At 33.6% G+C, this 25821-nt stretch carries 21 protein-coding genes and 3 pseudogenes; 19 read left to right on the forward strand and 5 right to left on the reverse strand.

Features of this window, described 5'->3' with window-relative positions:
• The first annotated feature begins 9 nt into the window (after positions 1–9).
• The 9 genes and pseudogenes from nheB (at position 10) to ACQKNR_RS22715 (ending at position 8672) form a co-directional block, all read left to right on the forward strand.
• On the forward strand, positions 10–1218 hold the full coding sequence (gene nheB / locus ACQKNR_RS22675) for a non-hemolytic enterotoxin NHE subunit B (RefSeq protein WP_427320806.1): 1209 nt from the start codon (positions 10–12) through the stop codon (positions 1216–1218).
• 108 nt (positions 1219–1326) lie between these two features.
• Positions 1327–2406, forward strand: a complete 1080-nt coding sequence (locus ACQKNR_RS22680; protein ID WP_427320808.1) for an HBL/NHE enterotoxin family protein — start codon at positions 1327–1329, stop codon at positions 2404–2406.
• A gap of 217 nt (positions 2407–2623) precedes the next feature.
• Positions 2624–3571 carry a sugar-binding transcriptional regulator gene (locus tag ACQKNR_RS22685; RefSeq protein ID WP_427320810.1) on the forward strand — a complete coding sequence of 316 codons (948 nt, stop codon included), beginning with the start codon at positions 2624–2626 and terminating at the stop codon, positions 3569–3571.
• Positions 3572–3895: 324 nt separating this feature from the next.
• Positions 3896–4567: a deoxyribose-phosphate aldolase gene (gene deoC / locus ACQKNR_RS22690; RefSeq protein WP_427320812.1), complete on the forward strand. Its 672-nt coding sequence runs from the start codon at positions 3896–3898 to the stop codon at positions 4565–4567.
• A gap of 105 nt (positions 4568–4672) precedes the next feature.
• The gene (locus ACQKNR_RS22695) at positions 4673–5854 is read left to right on the forward strand and encodes a NupC/NupG family nucleoside CNT transporter (protein ID WP_427320814.1); all 1182 of its coding nucleotides are present in this window, start codon (positions 4673–4675) and stop codon (positions 5852–5854) included.
• A 37-nt stretch (positions 5855–5891) separates the two neighbouring features.
• Complete coding sequence (locus ACQKNR_RS22700; RefSeq protein ID WP_427320816.1) at positions 5892–7193, forward strand: pyrimidine-nucleoside phosphorylase; 1302 nt, start codon at positions 5892–5894, stop codon at positions 7191–7193.
• 32 nt (positions 7194–7225) lie between these two features.
• A complete protein-coding gene (locus tag ACQKNR_RS22705) occupies positions 7226–7621 on the forward strand; it encodes a cytidine deaminase (protein ID WP_000358532.1) in 396 nt (131 codons plus the stop codon).
• Between the two features lie 146 nt (positions 7622–7767).
• Positions 7768–8163, forward strand: a complete 396-nt coding sequence (locus ACQKNR_RS22710; protein ID WP_427320818.1) for a DUF2871 domain-containing protein — start codon at positions 7768–7770, stop codon at positions 8161–8163.
• Positions 8164–8178: 15 nt separating this feature from the next.
• A pseudogene (locus ACQKNR_RS22715) lies at positions 8179–8672 on the forward strand (CcdC family protein).
• 47 nt (positions 8673–8719) lie between these two features.
• On the opposite strand, the gene ACQKNR_RS22720 reads toward ACQKNR_RS22715, so the two are convergent.
• A complete protein-coding gene (locus tag ACQKNR_RS22720) occupies positions 8720–8950 on the reverse strand; it encodes a DUF896 domain-containing protein (protein WP_427320820.1) in 231 nt (76 codons plus the stop codon).
• Positions 8951–9137: 187 nt separating this feature from the next.
• Here ACQKNR_RS22720 and ACQKNR_RS22725 point away from each other — a divergent pair, with 187 nt between their 5' ends.
• Positions 9138–10421, forward strand: a complete 1284-nt coding sequence (locus tag ACQKNR_RS22725) for an aminopeptidase P family protein (RefSeq protein ID WP_427320822.1) — start codon at positions 9138–9140, stop codon at positions 10419–10421.
• Between the two features lie 255 nt (positions 10422–10676).
• Here ACQKNR_RS22725 and ACQKNR_RS22730 read toward each other — a convergent pair whose 3' ends face one another.
• Entirely contained in the window at positions 10677–11312 is a 636-nt protein-coding gene (locus ACQKNR_RS22730) for a pentapeptide repeat-containing protein (RefSeq protein ID WP_427320824.1), read from the reverse strand.
• A 68-nt stretch (positions 11313–11380) separates the two neighbouring features.
• Positions 11381–11584 carry a hypothetical protein gene (locus tag ACQKNR_RS22735; RefSeq protein WP_427320826.1) on the reverse strand — a complete coding sequence of 68 codons (204 nt, stop codon included), beginning with the start codon at positions 11582–11584 and terminating at the stop codon, positions 11381–11383.
• 308 nt (positions 11585–11892) lie between these two features.
• Between ACQKNR_RS22735 and ACQKNR_RS22740 the strand changes: the two genes are divergently transcribed.
• Positions 11893–13548 carry a multicopper oxidase family protein gene (locus ACQKNR_RS22740; protein WP_427320829.1) on the forward strand — a complete coding sequence of 552 codons (1656 nt, stop codon included), beginning with the start codon at positions 11893–11895 and terminating at the stop codon, positions 13546–13548.
• Between the two features lie 78 nt (positions 13549–13626).
• Here the strand turns inward: ACQKNR_RS22740 and ACQKNR_RS22745 are convergent.
• A pseudogene (locus tag ACQKNR_RS22745) lies at positions 13627–14179 on the reverse strand (hypothetical protein).
• A gap of 333 nt (positions 14180–14512) precedes the next feature.
• Between ACQKNR_RS22745 and topB the strand changes: the two are divergent.
• The 3 genes and pseudogenes from topB to ACQKNR_RS22760 all read left to right on the forward strand — a co-directional run.
• Positions 14513–16657: a DNA topoisomerase III gene (gene topB, locus ACQKNR_RS22750; protein WP_427320831.1), complete on the forward strand. Its 2145-nt coding sequence runs from the start codon at positions 14513–14515 to the stop codon at positions 16655–16657.
• A 434-nt stretch (positions 16658–17091) separates the two neighbouring features.
• Entirely contained in the window at positions 17092–18339 is a 1248-nt protein-coding gene (locus ACQKNR_RS22755) for a DUF4153 domain-containing protein (RefSeq protein WP_427320833.1), read from the forward strand.
• Between the two features lie 195 nt (positions 18340–18534).
• A pseudogene (locus ACQKNR_RS22760) lies at positions 18535–18777 on the forward strand (MFS transporter); the annotation flags it as partial.
• A gap of 63 nt (positions 18778–18840) precedes the next feature.
• On the opposite strand, the gene ACQKNR_RS22765 reads toward ACQKNR_RS22760, so the two are convergent.
• Positions 18841–19806, reverse strand: a complete 966-nt coding sequence (locus tag ACQKNR_RS22765) for an arsenic resistance protein (RefSeq protein ID WP_427320835.1) — start codon at positions 19804–19806, stop codon at positions 18841–18843.
• Between the two features lie 311 nt (positions 19807–20117).
• On the opposite strand from ACQKNR_RS22765, the gene ACQKNR_RS22770 reads away from it, so the two are divergent.
• The 5 genes from ACQKNR_RS22770 (at position 20118) to ACQKNR_RS22790 (ending at position 25704) form a co-directional block, all read left to right on the forward strand.
• A complete protein-coding gene (locus ACQKNR_RS22770) occupies positions 20118–20810 on the forward strand; it encodes an FMN-dependent NADH-azoreductase (protein ID WP_427320837.1) in 693 nt (230 codons plus the stop codon).
• Positions 20811–21048: 238 nt separating this feature from the next.
• Positions 21049–22407 carry a branched-chain amino acid transport system II carrier protein gene (brnQ, locus tag ACQKNR_RS22775; RefSeq protein ID WP_427320839.1) on the forward strand — a complete coding sequence of 453 codons (1359 nt, stop codon included), beginning with the start codon at positions 21049–21051 and terminating at the stop codon, positions 22405–22407.
• Between the two features lie 83 nt (positions 22408–22490).
• Positions 22491–22910 (forward strand): VOC family protein, encoded by a 420-nt coding sequence (locus ACQKNR_RS22780; RefSeq protein ID WP_427320841.1) that lies wholly within the window; start codon positions 22491–22493, stop codon positions 22908–22910.
• A 337-nt stretch (positions 22911–23247) separates the two neighbouring features.
• Positions 23248–24897, forward strand: coding sequence for a copper resistance CopC/CopD family protein (locus ACQKNR_RS22785; protein WP_427320843.1), 1650 nt, complete (start codon positions 23248–23250; stop codon positions 24895–24897).
• 186 nt (positions 24898–25083) lie between these two features.
• Complete coding sequence (locus ACQKNR_RS22790; RefSeq protein WP_427320845.1) at positions 25084–25704, forward strand: YcnI family protein; 621 nt, start codon at positions 25084–25086, stop codon at positions 25702–25704.
• Positions 25705–25821 lie beyond the last annotated feature (117 nt).

Genomic DNA, 25821 nt, shown 5'->3' on the forward strand with positions numbered 1-25821 from the left:
AGAAGAAAAATGACAAAAAAACCTTATAAAGTAATGGCTCTATCAGCACTTATGGCAGTATTTGCAGCAGGGAATATTATGCCAGCCCATACTTATGCAGCTGAAAGTACAGTGAAACAAGCTCCAGTGCACGCGGTAGCAAAAGCTTATAATGACTATGAAGAATACTCATTAGGACCAGAAGGCTTGAAAGATGCAATGGAAAGAACAGGTTCAAACGCTTTAGTAATGGATCTGTACGCTTTAACAATTATTAAACAAGGTAATGTTAACTTTGGTAATGTATCGACTGTTGATGCAGCTTTAAAAGGAAAAGTGATTCAGCACCAAGATACAGCTAGAGGGAATGCGAAGCAATGGTTAGATGTATTAAAGCCACAGCTTATTTCAACGAATCAAAATATCATTAATTACAATACGAAATTCCAAAATTATTATGATACTTTAGTTGCAGCGGTTGATGCAAAGGATAAAGCAACTCTTACGAAAGGCCTAACAAGATTATCAAGTAGTATTAATGAAAATAAAGCGCAAGTAGATCAGTTAGTAGAAGACTTGAAGAAATTCCGAAATAAAATGACGTCAGATACTCAAAACTTCAAGGGAGATGCAAATCAAATTACATCTATCTTAGCTAGTCAAGATGCTGGAATTCCGCTTCTGCAAAATCAGATCACAACGTATAATGAGGCAATTAGTAAATATAATGCAATTATTATTGGCTCATCAGTTGCAACAGCATTAGGTCCAATTGCAATTATCGGTGGTGCAGTTGTAATTGCTACTGGAGCAGGAACTCCGCTAGGAATCGCATTAATTGCAGGTGGAGCAGCTGCTGTAGGCGGTGGAACAGCTGGGATTGTATTAGCTAAAAAAGAACTTGATAATGCACAAGCTGAAATTCAAAAAATAACAGGACAAATTACAACCGCACAATTAGAAGTAGCAGGATTAACAAACATTAAAACACAAACGGAATACTTAACAAATACGATTGATACTGCAATTACAGCATTGCAAAATATTTCAAATCAATGGTATACAATGGGATCAAAATACAATTCTTTACTTCAAAATGTAGATTCAATTAGTCCAAATGATCTTGTTTTCATTAAAGAAGATTTAAACATTGCGAAAGATAGCTGGAAAAACATTAAAGACTATGCAGAAAAAATTTATGCTGAAGATATTAAAGTAGTAGATACAAAAAAAGCTTAATCGAATACGAATCGTTAGAGCGTTAAGTATTGATGAATGAGTTGAAGCTCCTGTTCAATTGTGAGCAGGAGTTTTTTATATCCTTATAAAAAGAAACAGGTGAAAAATATGCAGAAAACATTTTACAAAAAATGTCTTTTGACGATGGTGATCGCTGGGGTGGCAACGAGTAATGCATTTCCTTTACATCCTTTTGCAGCAGAACAAAACGTAAAAATACTACAAGAAAATGCGGGGAATTATTCTCTTGGTCCAGCGGGATTCCAAGATGTAATGGCGCAAACAACATCGAGCATATTCGCAATGGATTCATATGCAAAATTAATTCAAAATCAACAAGAGACTGATTTGAGTAAAATTAGTTCGATTAATGGTGAGTTTAAAGGAAATATGGTTCAGCATCAAAGAGATGCAAAAATTAACGCGGCGTATTGGTTAAATAATATGAAACCTAAAATTATGAAAACAGATCAAAATATTATTGATTACAACAATGCTTTTCAAGCGTACTATAATAGCATGCTATTAGCGATTGATCAAAAGGATAGCGGTAAATTAAAAGCGGATTTAGAAAAGTTATATGCGAGCATATTAAAGAATCAAAATGAAGTAGATATTTTATTAGGGGATTTAAAAGCATTTCGCGATAGGATGGCGAAAGATACAAATAGTTTTAAAGAGGATACGAATCAATTAACAGCGATTTTGGCGAGTACGAATGCTGGTATTCCAGCTTTAGAGAAACAAATAAATACATATAATGATTCGATCAAAAAGAGCAATGATATGGTCATTGCTGGTGGTGTACTTTGCGTAGCATTAATAACATGTCTTGCTGGCGGACCGATGATTGCGGTTGCGAAAAAAGATATCGCAAATGCAGAAAGAGAAATAGCCAATTTAAAAGATAGAATTTCTGGAGCACAAGCAGAAGTCGCGATTTTGACAGATGTGAAAAATAAAACAACGAATATGACAGAGACGATTGATGCAGCAATTACAGCATTGCAAAATATATCAAATCAGTGGTATACAGTAGGTGCGAAATATAATAATTTACTACAAAATGTAAAAGGAATTAGTCCTGAAGAATTTACCTTTATAAAAGAAGATTTAAATACGGCGAAAGATAGCTGGAAGGATGTAAAGGATTATACAGAAAAATTACATGAAGGCGTGACGAAATAAACAGTAGACTAGTTCTGCTGTTTATTTTTTATTCTTCTATTTGTGGCACATAATCCGTATGTAGGAGGGAAAACACCAATGATTAAAGGTTTACTATATATACTAATTGGAATAGAAATTTAGGCAGAGATATTTAGGGAGTCGAAATTTCTTGCATAAAGCTGTATAATGCTTGTAACGAAAGGGAAATACAGGAAAGGATTTGTAATGAGTTACTATGGAAAAAGATAAACAACAATTAAGCGTTGAAGTTGCAAGATTATATTATCAATCAGATTATAGTCAGCAAGAAATTGCAAATAAATTAAATATTTCAAGACCGACGATTTCTAGATTATTAAAGTATGCGAAAGAAAAAGGATTTGTTCAAATTAGTATAGCTGATCCATTTGCGGATTTAGATAACGTTGGGAATTTACTTAAGGAAAAGTATAATTTGTTAGAAGCACATGTTGTATTTTCTCCGGTACCAGAATATGCAACGATTACGGAGTATATTAGTAAATATGCTGCTGAGTATATGGAAAAGACGGTTAAAAACGGTGATATTGTTGGTGTAAGCTGGGGCATGACGATGTATGAAATCGCTAGAAAAATCGTACCACAACATGTAAAAGGTGTAGAAGTTGTCCAGTTAAAAGGTGGTATTAGTCATTCGAGTGTAAATACATATGCGAATGAGACGATTGCTTTATTTGCAGATGCGTTTCAAACGACGCCAAGAAACTTACCGCTCCCGGTTATATTTGATAATGCGGTGACAAAAGAATTAGTGGAGCAGGATCGACATATTCATCACATTATCGAAATGGGAAAACAAGCAAATATTGCAATCTTCACTGTTGGAACAGTGCGCGATGAAGCGTTATTATTCCGATTAGGATATCTAGATAAGGATGAAACGAACTTACTAAAAAAACAAGCTGTCGGTGACATTTGTTCACGTTTCTTTGATGGAGACGGAAATATTAGTAGTGAAGAAATTAATCAGCGTACAATTGGAATTGAGTTAGAAGAACTTAGATTAAAGAAGCGTTCTATTTTAGTTGCTGGTGGTAATAGAAAAATAAAAGCAATTGATGGTGCGTTACGTGGTGGGTATGCAAATGTATTAATTATCGATCAACATACAGCAAAAGAATTGTTACATTATCAAAAAGGATAGAAATAAAATGCTTTCTCAAAATATTAATTTTGAGAAAGCATTTTATTTTAGTTATGTATGAATGAATGAAAGGATTACTTCTTGGAAAATAAATTTCTTTTAAAAAAATAATTATGGATATTGAGATACATACTACCAGTGTTAACATAAAAGTTTTGATTTCAACTTGTGATGTATATGAATTGTTTCTTAGTTAGAATGTGCTTCATGTACTACAAGAAAATTCCTTTCGAAAAAAGAATGAACAAAATTTCAAAAGTATATTTACATTTGTTCAACTAAGAGTTAGAATGAAGTTGTTAAAAGATATGAGGAGTGAAGATAATGAACATTGCAAAATTAATTGACCATACAATTTTAAAACCTAATTCTACAAAAGAAGATGTTATGAAAGTAATCGAAGAAGCAAAGGAATATAAATTCGCTTCTGTTTGTATTAATCCAACATGGGTAAAATTAGCGGCTGACGAATTAGCTGGACATGATGTAGACGTTTGTACTGTAATCGGTTTTCCATTAGGAGCAAACACAACTGAAACAAAAGCATTCGAAACAAAAGATGCTATCGCAAAAGGTGCAACTGAAGTTGATATGGTAATCAACGTAGGTGCTTTAAAAGATGGCGACAACGAATTAGTTGAAAAAGACATTTATGAAGTAGTACAAGCAGCAAAAGGAAAAGCTCTTGTAAAAGTAATCATTGAAACTTGTTTATTAACAGATGAAGAAAAAGTTCGTGCTTGTGAATTATCAGTAAAAGCTGGTGCTGATTTCGTAAAAACTTCAACTGGATTCTCAACTGGTGGAGCAACTGCTGAAGATATCGCATTAATGCGTAAAACAGTTGGACCAAATGTTGGAGTAAAAGCATCTGGTGGAGTTCGTACACGTGAAGATGCAGATAAAATGGTGGCTGCTGGAGCTTCTCGCGTTGGAGCGAGTGCTAGTGTTGCAATCGTATTAAACGATGCAAAAGGTGCTACAGATAACTACTAATCGATAAATTGTGAAGAGCAATAGATACACGTTTAAAGTACAGTGTATCTATTGCTTTAACAATTGAAAAAGATGTAAGCGGATACGAATGGGAGGAGACGGCTTATGAAATATTTAATAGGTGTTTTAGGCCTCGTATTGATTTTAGGTATCGCTTGGCTTGCTAGTAATGATAGAAAGAAAGTCAAATATCGTCCAATCATAACGATGGTTATATTACAATTCATTTTGGGGTTTTTATTATTAAATACAAGCGTAGGGAATATATTAATTAGCGGAATAGCAGATGGTTTTGGAGAATTACTAAAGTATGCCGCTGAAGGTGTGAATTTCGTATTTGGTGGATTAGTAAATCAAAAAGAGTTTTCGTTCTTTTTAGGTGTATTAATGCCAATCGTGTTTATATCAGCTTTAATCGGTATTTTGCAACATATTAAAGTATTGCCTATTATTGTGAAATCTATCGGTCTAGCATTAAGTAAAGTAAATGGAATGGGGAAATTAGAATCATATAACGCGGTAGCTTCAGCGATTTTAGGACAATCTGAAGTGTTTATTTCAGTTAAGAAACAACTAGGATTATTGCCAGAGAAAAGAATGTATACACTATGTGCATCTGCAATGTCTACCGTTTCAATGTCTATTGTTGGATCATATATGGTGTTATTAAAACCGCAATATGTTGTAACCGCTTTAGTGCTTAACTTATTTGGTGGTTTCATCATTGCTTCTATTATTAACCCGTATGAAGTTACTGAAGAAGAGGATATGTTAGAAGTACAAGAAGAAGAGAAAAAGACTTTCTTTGAAGTATTAGGGGAATATATTATAGATGGATTTAAAGTTGCGATTACAGTAGCAGCCATGTTAATTGGTTTCGTTGCTCTTATCGCATTCATTAATGCAGTATTTAAAGGTGTAATCGGTATTTCATTCCAGGAAATTCTTGGTTATGTATTTGCACCATTTGCATTTATTATGGGTGTACCTTGGCATGAAGCAGTTAATGCCGGAAATATTATGGCAACAAAATTAGTATCAAATGAATTTGTCGCTATGACAGATTTAGCACAAGGAAACTTTAATTTCTCAGATAGAACGACAGCGATTATATCTGTATTCTTAGTTTCATTTGCAAACTTCTCTTCAATTGGAATTATTGCAGGAGCGGTGAAAAGCTTAAATGAAAAACAAGGAAATGTAGTCGCAAGATTTGGCTTGAAATTACTTTTCGGTGCAACATTAGTAAGCTTCTTATCAGCAACGGTTGTTGGCTTACTATTTTAATAGATTTCATATAACATGAAAAGGAATGGTGATTACAATGAGAATGGTAGATATTATTGCAAAAAAACGTGACGGCAAAGAATTAACAACTGAAGAAATCAAATTCTTTATCAATGGTTATACAGACGGAAGTATTCCTGATTATCAAGTGAGTGCACTTGCAATGGCAATTTTCTTTAAAGATATGACAGATCGTGAACGTGCTGATTTAACGATGGCGATGGTTGAATCTGGAGAAACAATTGATTTATCAGCAATTGAAGGAATTAAAGTAGACAAACATTCAACTGGCGGTGTTGGTGATACAACAACATTAGTATTAGGACCATTAGTGGCAGCTTTAGATGTACCGGTTGCGAAAATGTCTGGCCGTGGTTTAGGACATACAGGCGGAACAATTGATAAATTAGAAGCGGTAGAAGGATTCCATGTTGAAATTACGAAAGAGCAATTCATTGATATTGTAAACCGTGACAAAGTAGCTGTTATCGGACAAACTGGAAACTTAACACCTGCAGATAAAAAGATTTATGCGCTACGTGACGTAACAGGAACAGTAAACTCGATTCCTCTAATTGCAAGTTCAATTATGAGTAAAAAAATTGCAGCTGGTGCTGATGCGATCGTACTTGATGTAAAAACAGGTGCTGGAGCATTTATGAAAACAGAAGAAGATGCAAAAGAATTAGCTCATGCAATGGTACGTATCGGAAATAATGTTGGACGTCAAACGATGGCTGTTATTTCAGATATGTCACAACCACTTGGTTTTGCAATTGGTAATGCTCTAGAAGTGAAAGAAGCGATTGATACATTAAAAGGTGAAGGTCCAGAAGATTTAACAGAATTAGTACTTGTATTAGGAAGCCAAATGGTTGTACTTGCGAAAAAAGCAAATACGTTAGAAGAAGCTCGTGAAATGTTAATTGAAGTTATGAAAAATGGAAAAGCAACTGAGAAGTTTAAAGAGTTCTTAAGCAACCAAGGCGGAGACAGCTCAATTGTAGACAATCCAGAAAAAATGCCACAAGCGAAGTATGTAATTGATGTACCTGCAAAAACGTCAGGTGTTATTTCTAACATTGTTGCAGATGAAATCGGTATCGCAGCTATGCTACTTGGTGCAGGTCGTGCAACGAAGGAAGATGAAATCGATTTAGCTGTAGGTTTAATGTTACGTAAAAAAGTTGGCGACGCAGTAAAAGAAGGCGAACCATTCGTAACGATATACGCAAATCGTGAAAATGTAGAAGATGTAAAAGCAAAAATTTATGAAAACATTTCTATTTCTGAAACAGCAGTGGCACCTAAATTAGTTCATACAGTTATTACGGATTAATCATAATTACATTACCTTGAGGAGGAAATAATATGGATAAGAAAAAATATATTGAAGAAGCAAATAAGATGTTATCAAAAGCATATATTCCGTATTCAAAATTTCCTGTTGGTGCAGCATTAGTTACGAAAGAAGGTAAAATCTATACTGGTTGTAATATAGAAAATGCTTCTTACGGTTTATGTAACTGTGCAGAAAGAACCGCAATATTTAAAGCCGTATCAGAAGGTGAGCGCGACTTTAGCTACTTAGTCATTACAGGAGAAACTGATGGACCTATTTCACCATGTGGTGCTTGTAGACAAGTTATTGCTGAATTTTGTGATCCGAAAATGCCTGTATTACTAACGAATGTAAAAGGTGATGAAAAAGAAGTAACTGTTGAACAGTTACTGCCAGGCGCTTTCTCAATTGAAGATTTAAAATAAGTTGAAAAGCCATTTCGCAATTAGTAATTGTGGAATGGCTTTTTTATTTCCAAAAATAGAATGTAATATTCCGTTCATATTCCGTTCATAAACTTCGCGTAAAATGAGTGCAGCGAATATGGAAAGTTTACAGCAGGAGGAATATAATGAAGAAATTATATAATGCAGCATTCATTTACTTAATTATTGGTTTATTATCAGGTGTATTTGCAAGAGAGTATACAAAAGCACAAGGAATTAAAGGATCCACTATGTTGCAATTAGTGCATACACACGTATTGGTGCTCGGATTCGTATTCTTTTTAGTCGCTTTCGCTTTATTTAAAGTGTTTCATATACAAGAAACAAAAAGCTTTCGCGCATGGTTTATTGTATACAATGTAGGATTAATTTTTACTATCGCTACAATGGTATTTAGAGGGATTTTACAAGTGAATGGAACAGACTTTAACGGTTTAAGCCATATGGCTGGATTAGCTCATGTCATTATAAGTGTCGGGCTCGTTTGGTTTATGATTTTGCTTAAAAAGTCTTTTAAATAGGTAGGAGTGGGGAATATGAATGTAGCACTTTTATCAAGTATCGTAGCAGTTTGTATGGCTGTTGGGGTAATGTTTCTACGTTTTAAAGCAGCAAAAAAACCGGTAACGAAAAAGAAAATTATATTACCACCATTTTTTATGAGTACTGGTGCAATGATGTACTTCTTACCAGAGTTTCGGTTAACATCTTTAGAGATAGTAGAAGCAATTACCGTAGGACTTATTTTCTCTATATTTCTTATTAAAACAACGAAGTTTGAAATAAGAAGTGAGCAAATATATATGAAACCGTCAAAAGCATTTATATTTATTTTAGTGGGGTTATTAGCTGTGCGAGTAGCATTAAAATCATATTTAAGTCAATCGCTTGATTTAGCACAATTAAGTGGAATGTTTTTCTTACTCGCTTTTGCGATGATCGTATCGTGGAGAATTGCTATGTATCGCTCGTATGTTAAATTGCAAAAACAACAATATTAAATATAAAAAGAGCTGGAATTTCATTCTGAAAAGGCCAGCTCTTTTTATGTTTTATTGAAATTCTTTAGCGCGGAGCTCATTTACTAAATTTTAAACGATCTTGAGCATCTTGTAATGCAAGTGGTGTAACATTGATACCGTTTGGATCGACAATTTTTGTATTTAATAAAATGGAATCTAAGCTTCCACGAAATACTTTCGTATAGTTTGTTCTTAACATTTGTTGTTCTTGTTTTTCTTCATTACTTAACCCTAAAGTTTTTTCTTTTTTTGATAATTCATTAATGCGGAATAAAATGTTATTCATCTTGTTCACCTCTTATTTTAATTTAAATTAGTTACTTACTAATTTATAGTTATTTTAACTCGTAAATTTTATTATGTCAACATGATCTAAAAAGATTAAAAATTGACGAAAAATTATAACAATAATAAAATAAATAACAGAGGACAATTAGCTTTAAATGCATACATAGAACGTTAGGGGGATTATTATGAAATCAACATTTTTTGCTCAAAATAGAGAACGATTAACGAAAACATTGCCTGATGAATCTATTACTATTTTATTTGCTGGGCAGGCACCTCATATGTCAGCTGATGCACATTATAAATTTGTGCCGAATCGAAATTTTTATTACTTAACGGGAATCGATGAACCAAATGTTATTTTCATGTTGAAAAAGTTTGGAAATAGTGTAGAAGAAACTCTTTTCATTGAAAAATCAGATCCAGTGCTTGAAAAGTGGGTTGGAAAAACAGTTTCTAAAGAAGAAGCGGAGAAACTATCAGGTATAAAGAAAATTGTATATATAGATAGTTTTGAAAAGACAATGGCAAATACACTTTTCGTAGAAAATGTGAAACATGTGAATTTAGACTTGGAACTTCGTGAGTGGAAGGGTACAGAGACGAAAACTTTAGCGTTTGCTAAACATGTAAGAGAACAATATCCTCACATTACAATCGGAAATGTTTATCCGAACATTTGTGAATTAAGAGTGTTTAAAACAGAAGAAGAAATTGAAATCATAAAAGAAGCTATTGCTGTAACTAAAGAGGGTATTTATAATGTGTTGAAGCATGCGAAAGCGGATATGGTGGAATATGAATTAGAAGCTCATTTTGATTTCACGCTGAAATCATCTGGCATTAAATATCATGCGTTTCATACAATTTTGGCGAGTGGTAAAAATGCTACTGTGCTGCATTATGAAAATAACGATGCAAAAGTGGGGCAAGGTGATTTAGTACTGCTCGATTTAGGTGCTCAAAAAGACTACTATAATGCTGATATTAGTTATACATTCCCAGCAAGCGGAACATTCTCTAGTCGTCAAAAACAAATATATAATATCGTGTTAAAAGCATTGAAAGAAACAACGGAACTTATTAAGCCAGGTATAAAATTTGCTGCATTAAATGAGCATACAAAAAAAGTGCTAGCAGAAGAGTGTAAAGCAATTGGTTTAATTCAAGAAGACGAGGAATTATCTAAATATTATTATCATGGTGTCAGCCACTTCCTTGGTTTAGATACGCATGATGTAGGAACATACAAAGATAGAGTATTAGAAGAAGGTATGGTCATTACGATTGAACCAGGTCTATATATTGAAGAAGAATCAATTGGAATTCGTATAGAAGATGATATTCTTGTCACGAAGGACGGATATGAAAACTTGTCAAAAGATATTATTAGAACAGTTGAAGAAATAGAAGAGTTTATGAGCGAAAATAATGAACATATAAAGGGAAATCAGGCCGTAGTTAAATAATAAGAAAAAAGGTAACCACTAATTTATCCCGCATTAACGGGCAGTAAAACTCCCACCTCAAAATTCGGTTGGAGCAAAGAAGTTAGGTGGGAGATCAACTGCCCGTAAAAGCCCGATTGGTTCAACTAATAATCAGTGGGGGATGGACAAAACCCCCACTGATTAAAGTTTCACTTTATTTGAACTTTACCTCGAATCGTGGACACTAAAAAAAGTCCATGATTCGGGATAGAGTTCTGTGCTACCTTCGAAATACTAATCTTTAATTACTAATCCCAATAAAGTTGCAAACTGAACAGCTTGATATGTTGAGACTTTACATCCTCTTAAATCGTTCACTGAAACTGTAAGTGTATCAAAATTAGAAGAACTAATATCTATCCCCTTCAGTGATGTTTGATCAAAATTAGCTTCGTCAAGGCTACATAATTGGAATTCAACTTTTTTTAGTTTACAGTCAAAAAAATCTGCATTATTTAATGAAGTTTCATTAAATATAATTTTTTCAAGCTTAGAATTTCCAAATGCCGCTAAATTCAAAATGGAATTCTCAAAATTAACATTCCCTAAGCTAGATTCTGTAAAATTAACGCCGATTAATTTACTATTTTTAAACTCAACTCTGTGAACAGAAGAATTGCTTAAATTAACATTTGATAAATCGCAGTTTTCAAAACAAACATCTGTGATATCAATATTGCTAAAGTCTGTATTAGTGAACTTACAATTCTTTATCACTGCATCATATAATCGCACTCTATCTACAGATTCATTTTCGAAAGTGGATTCGATAATTTCACACATTTCTAATGTTGGGTCTTCTTCATAAAAAATATCTTGAAAATTCCTTGAAGATAACTCTGGTGAAATTTTTGGTCTATCAATTTTCATAGTATATCAATCCTCTTCTTTTTGATATATGAGTGTAATTTAGGTTTAGTGTCTTCCGAGAAAGAACATTAGTTCTTATTATACACAAACCTACGTTTTTTTGTGAAGAGCATTTTAGTTACTTTTTTCTTATTTAGAAATAACGTCATAATAAATACGAGAACTGCTAATACAGCCGTTACAAGGAAAGCATCTTGCATACCTAAAATATTCGCCTCTGCAGTAACATGACGAAACATAGAAAGAGGAAGTTGGTTTAAACCAAATGTCATCACTGTCATCATAATACATGAAATACCGAACATAAAAGCAGAGTAAAGGACAGTGACGTATAATAAACTTGAATCTAAACTTAAATAAATAATAAAAAAGTCATTCCTATTATATTATATTCGTATAATGGAAATGTCTTTTTTTATTACTAATAGTTTACTTCATTCTCTTCTACATAATATAAGAATTATCTTTTATAAGCGTAAGAGAAATGTCTGTTTAATACGTAATTTCTAATTACATCTCCATATTTTCTTGAAAATCATCTTCTATAATGATTTTGAAAAAGAAAAAGGGGGAATTTTCCATGAAGAGATTTGTATTAACAACAGTTATAGTCGCCGTAATATCTTTAATTGCTGCATGTTCTTCGGCCATAAATACAACAAAGGATCATAAAAATATGAATGATAAAAAAACAGCACAGACTGAAACCGCTATAAAACCACTTAAAGTTGTAAAAGGACCAGAAATTACTTTAGTAGCGAAAGAAGAGAAGCAAAAGCTGAGTAATGGTGTTATTGTTCCGGTCTGGGCATTTAATGGTTCATCCCCGGGCCCAGAAATTAGGGTGAAAAAAGGTGAAAAGGTTAAAGTGACATTAAAAAATGAACTATCTGCACCAGTATCTATTCATTGGCATGGGTATCCTGTTCCAAATAATATGGATGGAATTCCAGGTGTGACACAAGATGCGGTTGAACCTGGAAAAAGTTTTACCTATGAATTTGAAGCGAACGTACCAGGAACATATTGGTATCATTCGCATCAAGATTCTGTAAATCAACTAGATAGAGGTTTATATGGTGCTTTCATTGTAGAAGATCCAAATGAAAAGTATGATAAAGATTACACATTAATGTTGGATGAATGGGTTACAGATAAAGAAGAAATTGATAAGCAAGTAAAAGAAATGACAAAATGGAAAATAGAAAAAGCAGGCAGTAAAAAATCTAGTATGGATAATGAAAATACGAAAAAAAATGATGATATGAAGGGCATGGACCATTCTGGTATGAACATGGACGGTGATAAAAAAGACTCTGGCAATATGGCAGGAATGGATCATGGGAATATGAAGATGGAAGGTCATGATATGAGCATGTATGACTTATTCACAATCAATGGTAAAAGCGGTAATTTAGTAGAGCCGCTAAAAGTGAGTAAGGGAGATAAAGTTCGACTTCGACTAGTTAATGCTGGTTACCTATCACACAATATCCACGTTCACGGTCATGACATAAAAGTAATTGCCACAGATGGTCAACCAATTAATGATCCAAAAGTTATAAAGGACAAAGTAATTTCAGTTGCACCGGGTGAACGTTATGATGTTGAATTCACTGCTAACAATCCTGGGAAATGGTATGTTGAAGACCATTCGGCAGATAAAGGTGCAAAAGGAATGAAAGCGATTATTGAATATGAAGGTAGTAAAGAGATGAAAGATAAAGCAAATGAAAAAGAAAAACTACCAAAATTAGATATGACGAAATATGGTGCGAAAAAATTAAGTGGTTTCACGTTAGACCAACAGTATACTGCCACATATAATATGGACTTGAATACGCAAATGAATGGAAATGAAATGGTATATACAATTAACGGAAAAGTATTCCCGGATATTGATCAAATTCCAGTGAAAAAGGGTGACTTAGTAAAAGTCAAATTAGTAAATCGTTCGAAAGCAGACGATCACCCGATGCATTTGCACGGTCATTTCTTCCAAGTATTAAGTAAAGATGGAAAACCGATAGAAGGTTCTCCAATTGTTAAAGATACATTGAACTTGAAACCAGGAGAAGAATATGAAGTAGCCTTTGTAGCAGACAATCCAGGTGAGTGGATGTTCCACTGTCATGATCTACACCATGCTTCAGCAGGGATGGTAACAGAAGTAAAATATACAGATTACAAATCTGATTATGTTCCAAACCCTAATATTCCTAATAAGCCAGAATAATATAATATTCACGTAGTTGAAAGGAATATAAAGCAGTTATCTTATGGATAACTGCTTTATGCATTTTAATCGTTAGCGTTAATGCATATGATGATTGTGCTCAGAGGAAGGTGGAGGTATATGATCGGGGAATGTTACGAATACAGAAACAATGATTACTATGCTAATTGAAAGTAATAATAAAAAACGTCGGTGGATATAAGTAGAGAAGGTTTCTGATAAAAGCTGAATCATACATGACATAGTTATCGTTATCGTAAGTAAGAGGCTAATGAACAGTATACTATGAGCTTGTTGACCATTTAGCATTTCTGTAATCATTGCTCCCATCATACTTGCCATTAATCCAGAGAACATTCCTTCTAAGGCAGTATATAGATGAAAACGAAGACCGACTAAAAAACCGATAAAACCACTAATCAAAATAGCAAGCAAAGTAGAATATAGTAATTCTCCTTTAAGGAGAATACCTAAATAAAAACCTATACTTAAACCGATACTCATACTAAAAGACATAATGAATACCGTATACCGTATACTCCATTAGGGTACCCTTGCGTTTAGAAATATATGATGTAGTAATAATCGAGATGCAACAAAGTGTTAAGGCAGTTAATGTATAAGCAAACAATATGATACCTCCCTGTCTTATCGTTCACTCCATCCTATGTTTAAATAGAGAGTAATTATGCTTATTTATATCTGCAAATTATCTGCACAATTTCATAAATGTAAGCAAGGAGGCGCTTGATTTTTTGAGGCGTCTTTTTTAATTGTGAGCATGTGAAAGAAAGTGTTAAATAATGAGTTTCTATTGTGAAGCCATAAAGAATAAGCGTATAATATTATAGGTCTCACATTTGTGAGACAAACCGCGAATGATAAATAAGATGGTTGTTTTATCATCACTTCTAAATATATAGACAATGAAAGTAACACTGGAATACAGATAGGGAGTTATAAAATGAAATTAATTATTGCCGAGAAACCAGATCAAGGTTTGGCTCTTGTTTCACAATTTAAATATCGTCGGAAAGATGGATATTTAGAAGTAGAAGCGAATGAGTTATTTCCAAATGGAGCGTACTGTACATGGGCAATTGGTCATTTGACGCAGTTATGTAATCCAGAACATTATCACGCAGAGTGGAAAAAATGGTCACTTGATACATTACCAATGATTCCAGAACGTTTTCAATTTGAAGTAACAAAGTCAAAGTATAAGCAATTTAACGTTGTGAAACAGCTGTTACATAATCCTCAGGTAACAGAAATTATTCACGCGGGCGATGCTGGGCGCGAAGGGGAATTAATCGTACGAAACATTATTAATCTTTGCAACGTGCAAAAGCCGATGAAACGTCTTTGGATTTCATCTTTAACGAAACAAGCTATTTATCAAGGATTTAAAAACTTACTGGATGAAACGGATACGATTAATACGTATTACGAAGCATATACAAGATCTTGCGCTGACTGGGTTGTTGGTATGAATGCATCGCGTGTGTTTAGTATTTTGCTAAAGAAAAAGGGAATGAACGATGTATTTTCCGCCGGTCGTGTACAAACACCAACATTAGCATTGATCGTAAAGCGTGAGAAAGAAATTGAAAGCTTTAAGTCAGAGCCGTTTTGGGAAGTGTTCGCAACCTTTAATATTGAAGGAAAGAAATATGAGGGGAAATGGGAGAAGGATAATGAATCCCGCTTAAAGGACCCTGATATGGCGAATAAAATTGCGGCTTTTTGTCAAGGGAAACCAGCAGAAGTGAAAGAAATGAAAACGGAGCGAAAAGAATTTCAGCCACCGCTTTTATTTAACTTATCATCACTACAAGCAACGGCAAATAAAGCCTTTAAGTTTTCACCGAAAAAGACGCTTGATATAACGCAAGCATTATATCAAAAAGGGATTGTCTCTTATCCTCGTTCAGATTCAAACTATGTTACTCAAGGAGAAGCAGCGACGTTTCCTGATATTTTACAGAAGTTAAGTCAGTTTGATGAATATAAAGGTTTATTACCAGCTCCAGTTGAATCGATTTTGAATAATAAGCGTTATGTGAATGAAAAGAAAGTAACAGATCACTACGCAATTATTCCGACAGAGCAAGTTACAAATCCAAGCAGATTATCAGGTGATGAAAAGAAAATTTACGATATGATCGTAAGAAGACTTATTGCAGCTCACTATGAAGTTGCAATCTTTGACTATACAACAATCATTACGCTTGTAGATGAACGTGCTGAATTCGTTTCAAAAGGAAAACAGCAAATTCAAGAAGGATGGCGTAAAGTTATTTTCCAAGATGATAAAGATGATGAAACGATTCTTCCAATCGTCGCAGAAGGTGAACAAGGAAAAGTTGTAAAGGTGAAAGTGAAAGAAGGAAAAACACAGCCACCAAAGCGTTATACAGAAGGACAACTTATTACGTTAATGAAAACAGCCGGTAAGTATTTAGAAAATGAAGAGCTGGAGAAAGTATTAAAGAAAACAGAAGGTTTAGGTACTGAAGCGACTCGTGCTGGTATTATTACGATGCTGAAGGATCGTAAATATATAGATGTGAAGAAGAACCAAGTATATGCAACTGATAAGGGAAAAGTATTAATTACAGCAATCGGTGATAAAATACTAGCTTCACCGGAAATGACTGCAAAATGGGAACAACGTCTTGCGGAAATTGGAGAAGGTACAGCATCACCAGCTACATTTATGGAACAAACGAAAAAGTTATCAGCTAAAATTATTGAAGACGCGGTGGAAATGTCTGAGAAGTGGGATTTCACTGGATTACATGTTGAATCGATTGAACGAAAAGGATCGAAATTTACAACAGGTAAAAAGGTTGGTAGCTGTAAAAAATGTGATGGCGATGTAATTGATAAATCTACGTTTTATGGTTGTTCTAATTACAATACAACACAATGTGATTTTACTATTTCAAAAAAGATACTAAGTAAAACAATTTCGCAAAAGAATATGACGAAGCTATTAAAAGGTGAGAAGACCGATTTAATTAAAGGATTTAAAAAGGGTGAGAAAACGTTTGATGCGAAGTTAGAGTGGAAAGATAATAAGATTAATTTTGTGTTTGAGAATTAACGAATAAAAAAAGCATGACAATCTATGTCATGCTTTTTTATTTTATAATTACAGACTTTTGTGTACTAATATTAAAAATTATTTAAAATAATTGTTTGAAAAGATGGTATTAAATAGGAAGATTATATCATTTTGATCATTTCTTTTATATAAAGGAAAAATAAGGAATTAGAAAATGAAAACAAGCAATGAAGAGAACAACTGAAAGTATCTTACGCTGATGTTTATAAAAAGTTATAGTGCATCTCTTCGAATGAGAAATGCTTTTTGTTTTGCTTGGAACGAAAAAATACAATAAAAACATCACCTTAAATAATAAAAATTTATTGTGAAACAATAAATTTTATATTAAAATCAAAATCATAATAAATAAGCGAGGTGCTTTTTATGGAAAAGGTAACAACGTTGTTTTTAAAATTAGAGGAGGTATAACTATGGGTATTAACAATTTGATTATTGAAAATATTGATAACCCTCATGAGTTGGAGAGAATGTATAGAAAAGACCCGAAAGCCTTTAAAAAGTCATTCTCACAAGCGTGGGACCAAAACCCTGATTCTCAGGTTCTTGGTGCATGGTATGAAAGATTGTATTTCAAGGAGAAGGCAAATACAGAAAAAATATCTTTGTTTCAAAAAGGTTTCTTATTTATGAGCATTTTAGCCATTCTGGCCGGAATAAGCACTAGGGTGATTTTCCATTTTGTTGAACAGGAAGTAATTGCTCCAATTAACTTGGCTTTTGGTATAATTCCTTTTATTGCTGCCTATTTTGTTTACAATAATACTCCGAAAAAAAGTGTTATTTATTCCCTTGCAGCATTGTTCCTGATTTCTGGGTTTTATCTTAATATGCTGCCATTAAATTATAAAGACAGTATTATCCTTGCTTATTTACACTTTCCTATATTCTTATGGGTATTGGTAGGGCTTGCATTTACAGGAAATGAATATTCAAAAGGCAGTACAAGATTAGCTTATATTAAATTTAATTTGGAATATTGTATTCTCTACGCCAGTATGGCAGTTAGCGGAATGATACTAGCAGTATTCACCATGCGGTTATTTAGCTTTGTTGACTTGGATATAGGAGACTTCTATTTTAGTAATGTTGTTTTATTTGGTGCTGCCGCTCTCGCTATTGTGGCTGCATACCTGGTATCAATGAATCTTAAACTTGCTAAGAATATTACACCATATATAGCTAAAATTTTTAGTCCTCTCGTCCTAATCACATTGTTGATCTATCTTATAACGGTTATGTGGGTCGGAAAAAATCCATTTTTGGACCGCAATTTCCTGATAGTCTTCAACGGAATACTCCTTGGTGTATTGGCCGTTACCATATTCTCTATTATCGAGAGCGACTCAGACGAGAAAAAGAACATTTCAGATTATATAAATTTTGCCTTAATTGTTCTTGCGCTTATCGTTGACAGTGTGGCTTTGTCAGCCATCGTGTTCAGACTTTCTTCTTATGGGATTACGCCTAATAGACTTGCTGTTTTAGGAGTAAACATACTTATCTGGGCAAATCTAATTTGGATTATGCTCTCCTATATGCGTTTTCTACAAAATAAATCCGGACCTTCAACTATCCAAGATGCCGTTACGAAGTATTTGCCAATCTACGGACTTTGGGCAGCTTTCGTTATATTTACTTTTCCTATAATTTTTAATTAGAAAGGATCTGTTAATGTAACGAAAAGTCAATCTTCTATAACGTATAAAATCTTTAGAGCTGATATTATGCAGCCTTTTATACAGAGTTGTATAAAAGGCTTATTTTCATTACGAAAGTTAAAAAGCGGGTGTTTAAACTAGAAGGCATAATATAATGCAAGAAAATAATATATGAGTAGAAGGAAGGGTACAGTGCTAGTATATGGAGTAAGTAATGTATATTTTGGAGTACTGTATAGAAAGTTAATTCCAAATGAAGTGCAAGGAAGGTTTTTCGGTTTTTTAAATTCGTTATTATTAGTATCTACTCCAGTTGGAATTGCAATAACGGGGTATTCCTTAGAGTCAATTTCAGCTTCCATTATATTTATTATAATTGGTATTATTACGTTTTTAGTTTCAGTTATTTCATTTTTATTAATGAGTAAGAGGCGATAATTCAATTTTACATTGATATAATTTCACGACAATAAAAAACGTCTCAAAGTAGGACGTTTTTTATTATGCGTATTGTCGTTTTTTCTTAATAAGCAACAACACTTGTGAAACACAAGCAAGAACAGGCAACTCAATCAACGGTCCAATAACGAGTGCAAGTGCAATTAGAGGCTCATCTGGAAAAGCAGTCACAGCAATAGCGAGCGCAACAGGAGAGTTTCTTGCTAATGTTGTTAAGCTTAAACTTACTGTATCTTTATAAGATAAATGCAGGATGCGCCCGATAAATTGTCCTAGTAAAAAATTAATAATGAAGAACAATAGAACAGGAATGAGTAATAATAAAACAATATTCATATTTTGTAGTAAATATTTACCTTGTGAGGCAAACATCGCTAATATTGCTAAACTTAAAAATACAATTTGAGCAGAGCTGAAAAATGGAATTAGCTTTTCTTCTAATACATTTTTCTTTTTTAGTTTACTCATTATCCATTTTGTACTATGTGCTAAGACAAATGGTAAAACAAGTACGATAACGATGCTTTCTACTAAAACAGAAATCTCTACAGTTTTCATTACACCTGCAAATAAAAGTAAATAAACAGGTAGCAATAATACTTGTAAAATTAAATTTACCGGTAGAATTGATGTAGATAATGCGACGTTACCTTTCGCGATCTCTGTGAAAATTAAATACCAGTCTGTACATGGAGTAACCATTAACATAATAAAGCCAACCCAAAGTGCTGGGTGATTTGAAAGAAATAACGCGCCTAATCCCCAAGCAAGAAAAGGTGTCCATATAAAGTTAATACCAAGGCTTGTTCCAGCAAATTTTAAGTTGCGGAATCCATTTTTTATATCCTTTAATGGAATGCTGAGGAATAATCCGTAAAGCATTAAAAATAAGAAGGGGACAATAAATTTTTCCGAATACATATGTACCATATTAAATTGTCCTAATATAACCCCGAATATAACAGCTGCAAGAATGATAAAGGTTTGAATCTTTTCTAAAGTACTCATTAATTAATCCTCTCTATAGATGAATTTCCCTCTCTAGTTGTATTATACAAGGTATTTCTCTTACGTGTTTTCGTATTTACTATTTCGACGGATGAAATATCTTTTTTATTATCTTCAATCCGAGATTTATTTATCTTTAAAAAGTTACTTGACTAAAGTAAGTGGATGTAATATACTCACTTACATAAGGTAATTAAATAACAAAAAGTTTTGGGTAGCTTAATTAAAGGTATCTATTGGAACTTTTTATTAGAATAAGAATTTTTATGATGATGAATAATGAATATGAAAAGAAAGCCTAGGTGAAGGAAATGGGATTATTTAGCTCATTATTTGGTAAAAAAGAAGAAAATACGAAAGTAGAGGAGAATAAAGTTATGTCAAAAGTATTATTAGTAAAAGCAAACGATCGTCCAGCGGAGCAAGCAATTAGTTCAAAAATGTATGAAACATTTGTAAGTACTTATAAAGAAGCGAATCCAAATACAGAAATTACGGAGTTAGATTTATTTGCATTAGATCTTCCTTATTACGGAAATATCGCTATTTCAGGCGGATATAAACGTAGTCAAGGAATGGAGTTAACAGCTGAAGAAGAGAAGGCCGTTGCTACAGTAGATCAATATTTAAATCAGTTTTTAGAGGCTGATAAAGTTGTATTTGCGTTCCCATTATGGAACTTCACAGTACCAGCGCCTTTAGTTACTTATATTTCATATCTTTCTCAAGCTGGAAAAACATTTAAATATACAGCTAATGGTCCAGAAGGTTTAGCTGGTGATAAGAAGGTAGTTGTATTAGGTGCTCGCGGTTCAGATTACTCTTCAGAACAAATGGCTCCTATGGAAATGGCGGTTAATTATGTAACAACTGTGCTTGGATTCTGGGGAATTACAAATCCAGAGACAGTTGTAATTGAAGGACACAATCAATATCCAGATCGCTCACAACAAATTGTTGAAGAAGGTTTAGAAAAGGTTAAAAAAGTAGCTGCAAAATTTTAATTAATAAGAGTAAATGGAAAAACCAACATGGATGACCATGTTGGTTTTTTAGTCTATTTTCTATGTTAAAAAATGTATATTTATAAAATAAATGAAAAGTTTGAAAATAGTATTGCAAAATATTATATATCAAACTATAATGAGTTCAAGAATAATTGATACTTAAATTAAATATTCAGAAAATTCAATTAGTTAAAATTGGAAAATGAGATAAGGAAATTTGAATGGAGGTTATATTATGGCGAATAAAGTACCGTTTTCGTTCATAGTAGTTATTGGATTAATGTTATTTGCACTATTTTTTGGAGCAGGAAATTTAATTTTTCCAGCGATGCTTGGTCAATCGGCAGGAGAAAATGTATGGATTGCTAACGCTGGATTTTTAGTAACAGGAGTGGGTTTACCATTACTAGGCGTATTAGCATTTGGGATTTCGGGTAAAGATGATTTACAGTCATTAGCAAGTCGTGCTCACCCAGTATTCGGAATTGTGTTTACAACAGTTTTATACTTAGCGATTGGTCCGTTATTTGCAATACCAAGAACAGGAAATGTTTCTTATGAAATTGGTCTTAAGCCGTTTATGCCAGAGGGAGTAGGTTCTACACCGTTAATTCTTTTTACAATTATATTCTTTAGTATCACTTGTTTTTTTTCGCTAAATCCTGCGAAAATTGTCGATATTGTTGGAAAAATCTTGACGCCAATTAAGTTAACATTCATTGGGATTTTAGTAATCGTTGCTTTTATTCATCCGATTGGAGATATGCAAGCACCAGTTGAAGCTTATACATCACATGCATTTTTCAAAGGATTCCAAGAAGGTTACTTAACAATGGACACGCTTGCATCATTCGTATTCGGGATTATCATCATTAATGCAATTAAAGAAAAAGGTGCGAAAACGAAATCACAAATTATGGTCGTTTGTGCAAAAGCGACAATCATCGCAGCATCTATTTTAGCAATTATTTACACAGCACTTTCTTATATGGGAGCTTCAAGTGTTGCGAAGCTTGGACATTTAGAAAACGGCGGAGAAGTATTAGCGAAAGTTTCTAACTACTATTTCGGATCATATGGCGGAGTATTATTAGGATTAATGATTACAGTTGCTTGTTTAACAACTAGTGTGGGACTTGTATCAGCGTGTTCTTCATTCTTCCATAAGTTATTCCCGAAAGTTCCTTACAAAGTAATTGCAATTACGTTATGTGTGTTTAGTGCTATTGTTGCAAATGTGGGATTAACGCAATTAATCGCAGTTTCTGTTCCAGTATTAACAGCAATTTATCCACTAGCAATCGTGTTGATTTTCTTAACATTCTTCCACGCGTTATTCAAGGGAAGAGCCGAAGTTTATCAAGTGAGCTTAATCGTAACGTTTATCATCAGCTTATTTGACGGATTAAGTGCAGCTGGAGTTAACATTGAAGTAGTAAACCAAGTGTTCACGAAATTCCTTCCGATGCAAGAAGTAGGGTTAGGGTGGATCTTCCCGGCAATTATCGGTGGATTTATCGGATATGGCATTAGCGTTTTAAAAGTGAAAAATCAAGTTCAAACAGCAACTAGAGCGGATAAGAAAATAGGTTAAATAAAAAAGTTATAGAACTTGTTTCTATAACTTTTTTTGTTACTATTAATAATGAGCAAAAATAAAGTATTAGGGGAAATAAAATGAAAAAAACAATTGATCATATCGGAATCGCAGTTCGTGATATAGATAGTACGATACGTTTTTATAAACAAGTTCTATCAGGAAAATTAATAGATCGTTACGTAAGTGAAGCACCTGGCGTTGAAAGCGAAGTCGCTATTATGGAAGTAGCTGGTGATAGAATTGAACTACTTGCACCGACGAATAATACAACATCACCAATTGCCCGATTTATAAAACAAAAAGGGAAAGGCGTTCATCACGTTGCGTACCGTGTCGATGATTTAGATGTAGCTTTAGAAGAGTTAAAAGAACAGGGGATTCGAACGTTAGAACATACACTTCGAATGAATAAGCACGGTAGAAGATTAATTTATCTTAACCCAGCGGATACAGAAGGAACGATTATTGAGTATTGTGATTATCCAGAAGAGAAATAAAAGAAGGATATTTTTTTAAAAGGTGTTACGTAATAACGTAACGCCTTTTTATTTATGTATTTGCTATTTCACATTTTCTTCACAAATGATTCACGAGAACTTTTCTTCTTTGGAAACTTACATAAATATATTTTGTGTTATAATAACAATCAGCTTTAAAAACATAAGTTATATATATGAAGGTAGTTACTATTATATTGGAAGTTTAGAGGTGAGAGAGAAATAAAGAGTCATATTGTATAAAAGCTTATACTTAATCAGGTTAATGTTTTTCCGGAGAATCAAAATTGGAAAGTTAAAGTAATGAAAGTGTAGCGATGAAGAAGAAAGAAGTGAAATGAGTGTGAAAGTAATGAGAAGGTTAGGGGCATGGCTATTAATAGCATGTGTGTTTATCATATTAATACCAAAAAGCACATCTGCTCATGCGTATGTTGTGAAGTCAAACCCTGCTGAAAATGAAACGTTGAAGAAAGCACCAACTGTTGTGAAAATTGAATTCGATGAGGATATACAAGTTTCACATTTTAATACATTGTTTGTACGAGATACCTCAGGTAAAAGAGTAGATTTAAAAAATGCGCATATTGATAAAAGCAATAAAAAAATATTAGAAGCAGGGTTAAAAGAGAATCTCAAAAACGGTCTCTACTCTATTCAGTGGAAAGTTATTTCAGCTGATGGACATCCAATTCAAGGAGTTATTCCATTCCGTATTGGGTCAGCAGAAGCGGGAACAGACGATGTACAAGTAGAAGAGATGGGCTATGTTCCACAACTCGATATGATTATGGAACGTGGGGTTCTATATACAAGTTTCTCACTATTTTTAGGCGTTCTATTCTTTAATCTTATTATGTATAAAGGGAATGCAATAGAAGTTCAATCAAGAAGTAAGAGAATAATATGGATATCATTATTGGGGATATTCATTAGTTTACTATTTAATCTACCATTGCAAGCGAAAATAAATGCTGATGTTTCGTGGCTAGAGGCATTTGATCCTTTATTATTAAAAGAAACATTACAGCTATCTGTTTTTGGTTATGTATGGATAACTCAAATGGCTCTTATTAGTATGCTTATAATTGTTACATACTTTGCGGTGAAACGTGAGAAGTTTTCTTCGTTTAAAGTATGGAGCATTCCAATACTATTGTTTACTGGGTTACTTGTTATGAAAGCCTTCAATAGTCATGCATATGGATTAAAGTTTAAAGAAATTGCTGTCGTTATGGATTTTCTACATTTATTTGCAGCTTCATTATGGATTGGTGGTCTATCATCGATTATTCTTCTTTTACGTAAAGAGGATGATAAGTGGACTATGTATTGGGCTGCTATTAAACGTTTTTCACCGTGGGCAACAGGTGCTGTCATAGTGATTTTATTTACGGGTCTTTTTAACAGTACATTTTTTATTCCCACGATCCATTCCCTATTTGATACGAAGTATGGATTGGCCTTATTAGCAAAGATAATTTTATTCGTTTGTATGGGGATATTGGGAATTATTCATTATGTGAAAGGGAGAATGCGAGCGCAGCAAAGATTAGGAGCTACGGTGAAAGTGGAGTTTATCATTGGAATTATCGTTTTCGTAATCGTAGCTTTTATGACAAACGTACAAACACCGCCGATGCCTCCTACTGGGCCTTTTACAGAGAGTAAACAATTAGATAATGGATATGAAATTACTTTACATGTAAGTCCTAATAAGGTAGGACAAAATACATTTCATATTACTTTGAAGGGTGAGAATGGGCAGCCTGTTACTGATATGGAACAAATTATATTGACTACTCAATCGTTAGATATGAATATGGGCAAAGGTTCATTTAAAGTTTCGGCAGTTTCACCGGGAGAATATGAAGCGGAAGGAATGTATATTAACATGACAGGAAGCTGGAATATACATGTTCATGGATTAACAAAATCTCTTGATAGCTTCGATACAGATTATAAATTTATTGTAGGTGGCAGATAAAGTGAAACTTTAATCAGTGGGGGATTCTTCATCCCCCACTGATTATTAGTTGAACCAATCGGGCTTTTACGGGCAGCCCGACTCCCACCTAACTTCTTTGCTCCAGCTGAATTTTGAGGTGGGAGTCTTACTGCCCACAAATAGCGGGATAAAGAGACGTTACAGATGAAAAGGAGTTAATAGAAAATGAAGCGTATAAAAAAATTAGGAACAACAATGATAGCAACAATAATTGCAATGGGAATTTTCTCGTTACCTGTTAGTGCTCATGTAACTGTAAAACCAGCAACTTCTGACGTTAGCTCTTGGGAGACTTACACAATAAAGGTACCTGTTGAAAAGAATATGGCAACTACAAAAGTCACACTAAAAATACCGTCTGGAGTTGAGTTTCAACAGTATGAACCAGTGTCAGGGTGGAAAGTGGCAGAGCAAAAAGATACAGCTGGAAAAGTTAAAACTGTAGTATGGGAAGCAACAGGAGAAGGAATTTTACCTGGTCAGTTTCAGCGATTTACTTTCGTCGCTAAAAATCCAGATAAAGAGCAAAAAATAGCTTGGGATGCATATCAACAATATAAAGACGGAGAAATTGTTGAATGGACAGGCGATGAGAAAGCTGAAAAACCACATTCGCTTACTACAATTGCAAAAGGTACGTCATTAACTGGAGAACATGGTGAAGTATCTAGTGTGGAAAAAAATGAAGGTACAAGTAATATATCAACAATAGCAATTATCTTATCAGTTTTAGCGATTGTATCTTCGGTGGGTACGTGTGTTTTTGTCGTACGTCGTAAAAAGTAAGGGAAAAGAAAGAGCCTACAAGTGCAGTGACCCCTGTCAAGTAGACAGTATTTAAAAAGCGCAACTAAGCAACCTGAGTTCTATATTTATATGGACTCAGGTTATTTAATTTCTTTT

Source organism: Bacillus sp. NPDC094077, assembly GCF_050279465.1.
Lineage (GTDB): Bacteria > Bacillota > Bacilli > Bacillales > Bacillaceae_G > Bacillus_A.

What these genes read in the sequence shown, in the direction of transcription:
- ACQKNR_RS22765 (WP_427320835.1), bottom strand. Translation starts at nt 19,806, where the DNA reads ATGAGTACTTTAGAAAAGATTCAAACCTTTATCATTCTTGCAGCTGTT.
- ACQKNR_RS22725 (WP_427320822.1), top strand. Translation starts at nt 9,138, where the DNA reads ATGAAATCAACATTTTTTGCTCAAAATAGAGAACGATTAACGAAAACA.
- ACQKNR_RS22695 (WP_427320814.1), top strand. Translation starts at nt 4,673, where the DNA reads ATGAAATATTTAATAGGTGTTTTAGGCCTCGTATTGATTTTAGGTATC.
- deoC (WP_427320812.1), top strand. Translation starts at nt 3,896, where the DNA reads ATGAACATTGCAAAATTAATTGACCATACAATTTTAAAACCTAATTCT.
- ACQKNR_RS22770 (WP_427320837.1), top strand. Translation starts at nt 20,118, where the DNA reads ATGGGATTATTTAGCTCATTATTTGGTAAAAAAGAAGAAAATACGAAA.
- nheB (WP_427320806.1), top strand. Translation starts at nt 10, where the DNA reads ATGACAAAAAAACCTTATAAAGTAATGGCTCTATCAGCACTTATGGCA.
- ACQKNR_RS22790 (WP_427320845.1), top strand. Translation starts at nt 25,084, where the DNA reads ATGAAGCGTATAAAAAAATTAGGAACAACAATGATAGCAACAATAATT.
- ACQKNR_RS22780 (WP_427320841.1), top strand. Translation starts at nt 22,491, where the DNA reads ATGAAAAAAACAATTGATCATATCGGAATCGCAGTTCGTGATATAGAT.
- ACQKNR_RS22710 (WP_427320818.1), top strand. Translation starts at nt 7,768, where the DNA reads ATGAAGAAATTATATAATGCAGCATTCATTTACTTAATTATTGGTTTA.
- ACQKNR_RS22700 (WP_427320816.1), top strand. Translation starts at nt 5,892, where the DNA reads ATGAGAATGGTAGATATTATTGCAAAAAAACGTGACGGCAAAGAATTA.
- ACQKNR_RS22685 (WP_427320810.1), top strand. Translation starts at nt 2,624, where the DNA reads ATGGAAAAAGATAAACAACAATTAAGCGTTGAAGTTGCAAGATTATAT.
- ACQKNR_RS22730 (WP_427320824.1), bottom strand. Translation starts at nt 11,312, where the DNA reads ATGAAAATTGATAGACCAAAAATTTCACCAGAGTTATCTTCAAGGAAT.
- ACQKNR_RS22720 (WP_427320820.1), bottom strand. Translation starts at nt 8,950, where the DNA reads ATGAATAACATTTTATTCCGCATTAATGAATTATCAAAAAAAGAAAAA.
- brnQ (WP_427320839.1), top strand. Translation starts at nt 21,049, where the DNA reads ATGGCGAATAAAGTACCGTTTTCGTTCATAGTAGTTATTGGATTAATG.
- ACQKNR_RS22785 (WP_427320843.1), top strand. Translation starts at nt 23,248, where the DNA reads ATGAGTGTGAAAGTAATGAGAAGGTTAGGGGCATGGCTATTAATAGCA.
- ACQKNR_RS22705 (WP_000358532.1), top strand. Translation starts at nt 7,226, where the DNA reads ATGGATAAGAAAAAATATATTGAAGAAGCAAATAAGATGTTATCAAAA.
- topB (WP_427320831.1), top strand. Translation starts at nt 14,513, where the DNA reads ATGAAATTAATTATTGCCGAGAAACCAGATCAAGGTTTGGCTCTTGTT.
- ACQKNR_RS22740 (WP_427320829.1), top strand. Translation starts at nt 11,893, where the DNA reads ATGAAGAGATTTGTATTAACAACAGTTATAGTCGCCGTAATATCTTTA.
- ACQKNR_RS22680 (WP_427320808.1), top strand. Translation starts at nt 1,327, where the DNA reads ATGCAGAAAACATTTTACAAAAAATGTCTTTTGACGATGGTGATCGCT.
- ACQKNR_RS22735 (WP_427320826.1), bottom strand. Translation starts at nt 11,584, where the DNA reads ATGACATTTGGTTTAAACCAACTTCCTCTTTCTATGTTTCGTCATGTT.
- ACQKNR_RS22755 (WP_427320833.1), top strand. Translation starts at nt 17,092, where the DNA reads ATGGGTATTAACAATTTGATTATTGAAAATATTGATAACCCTCATGAG.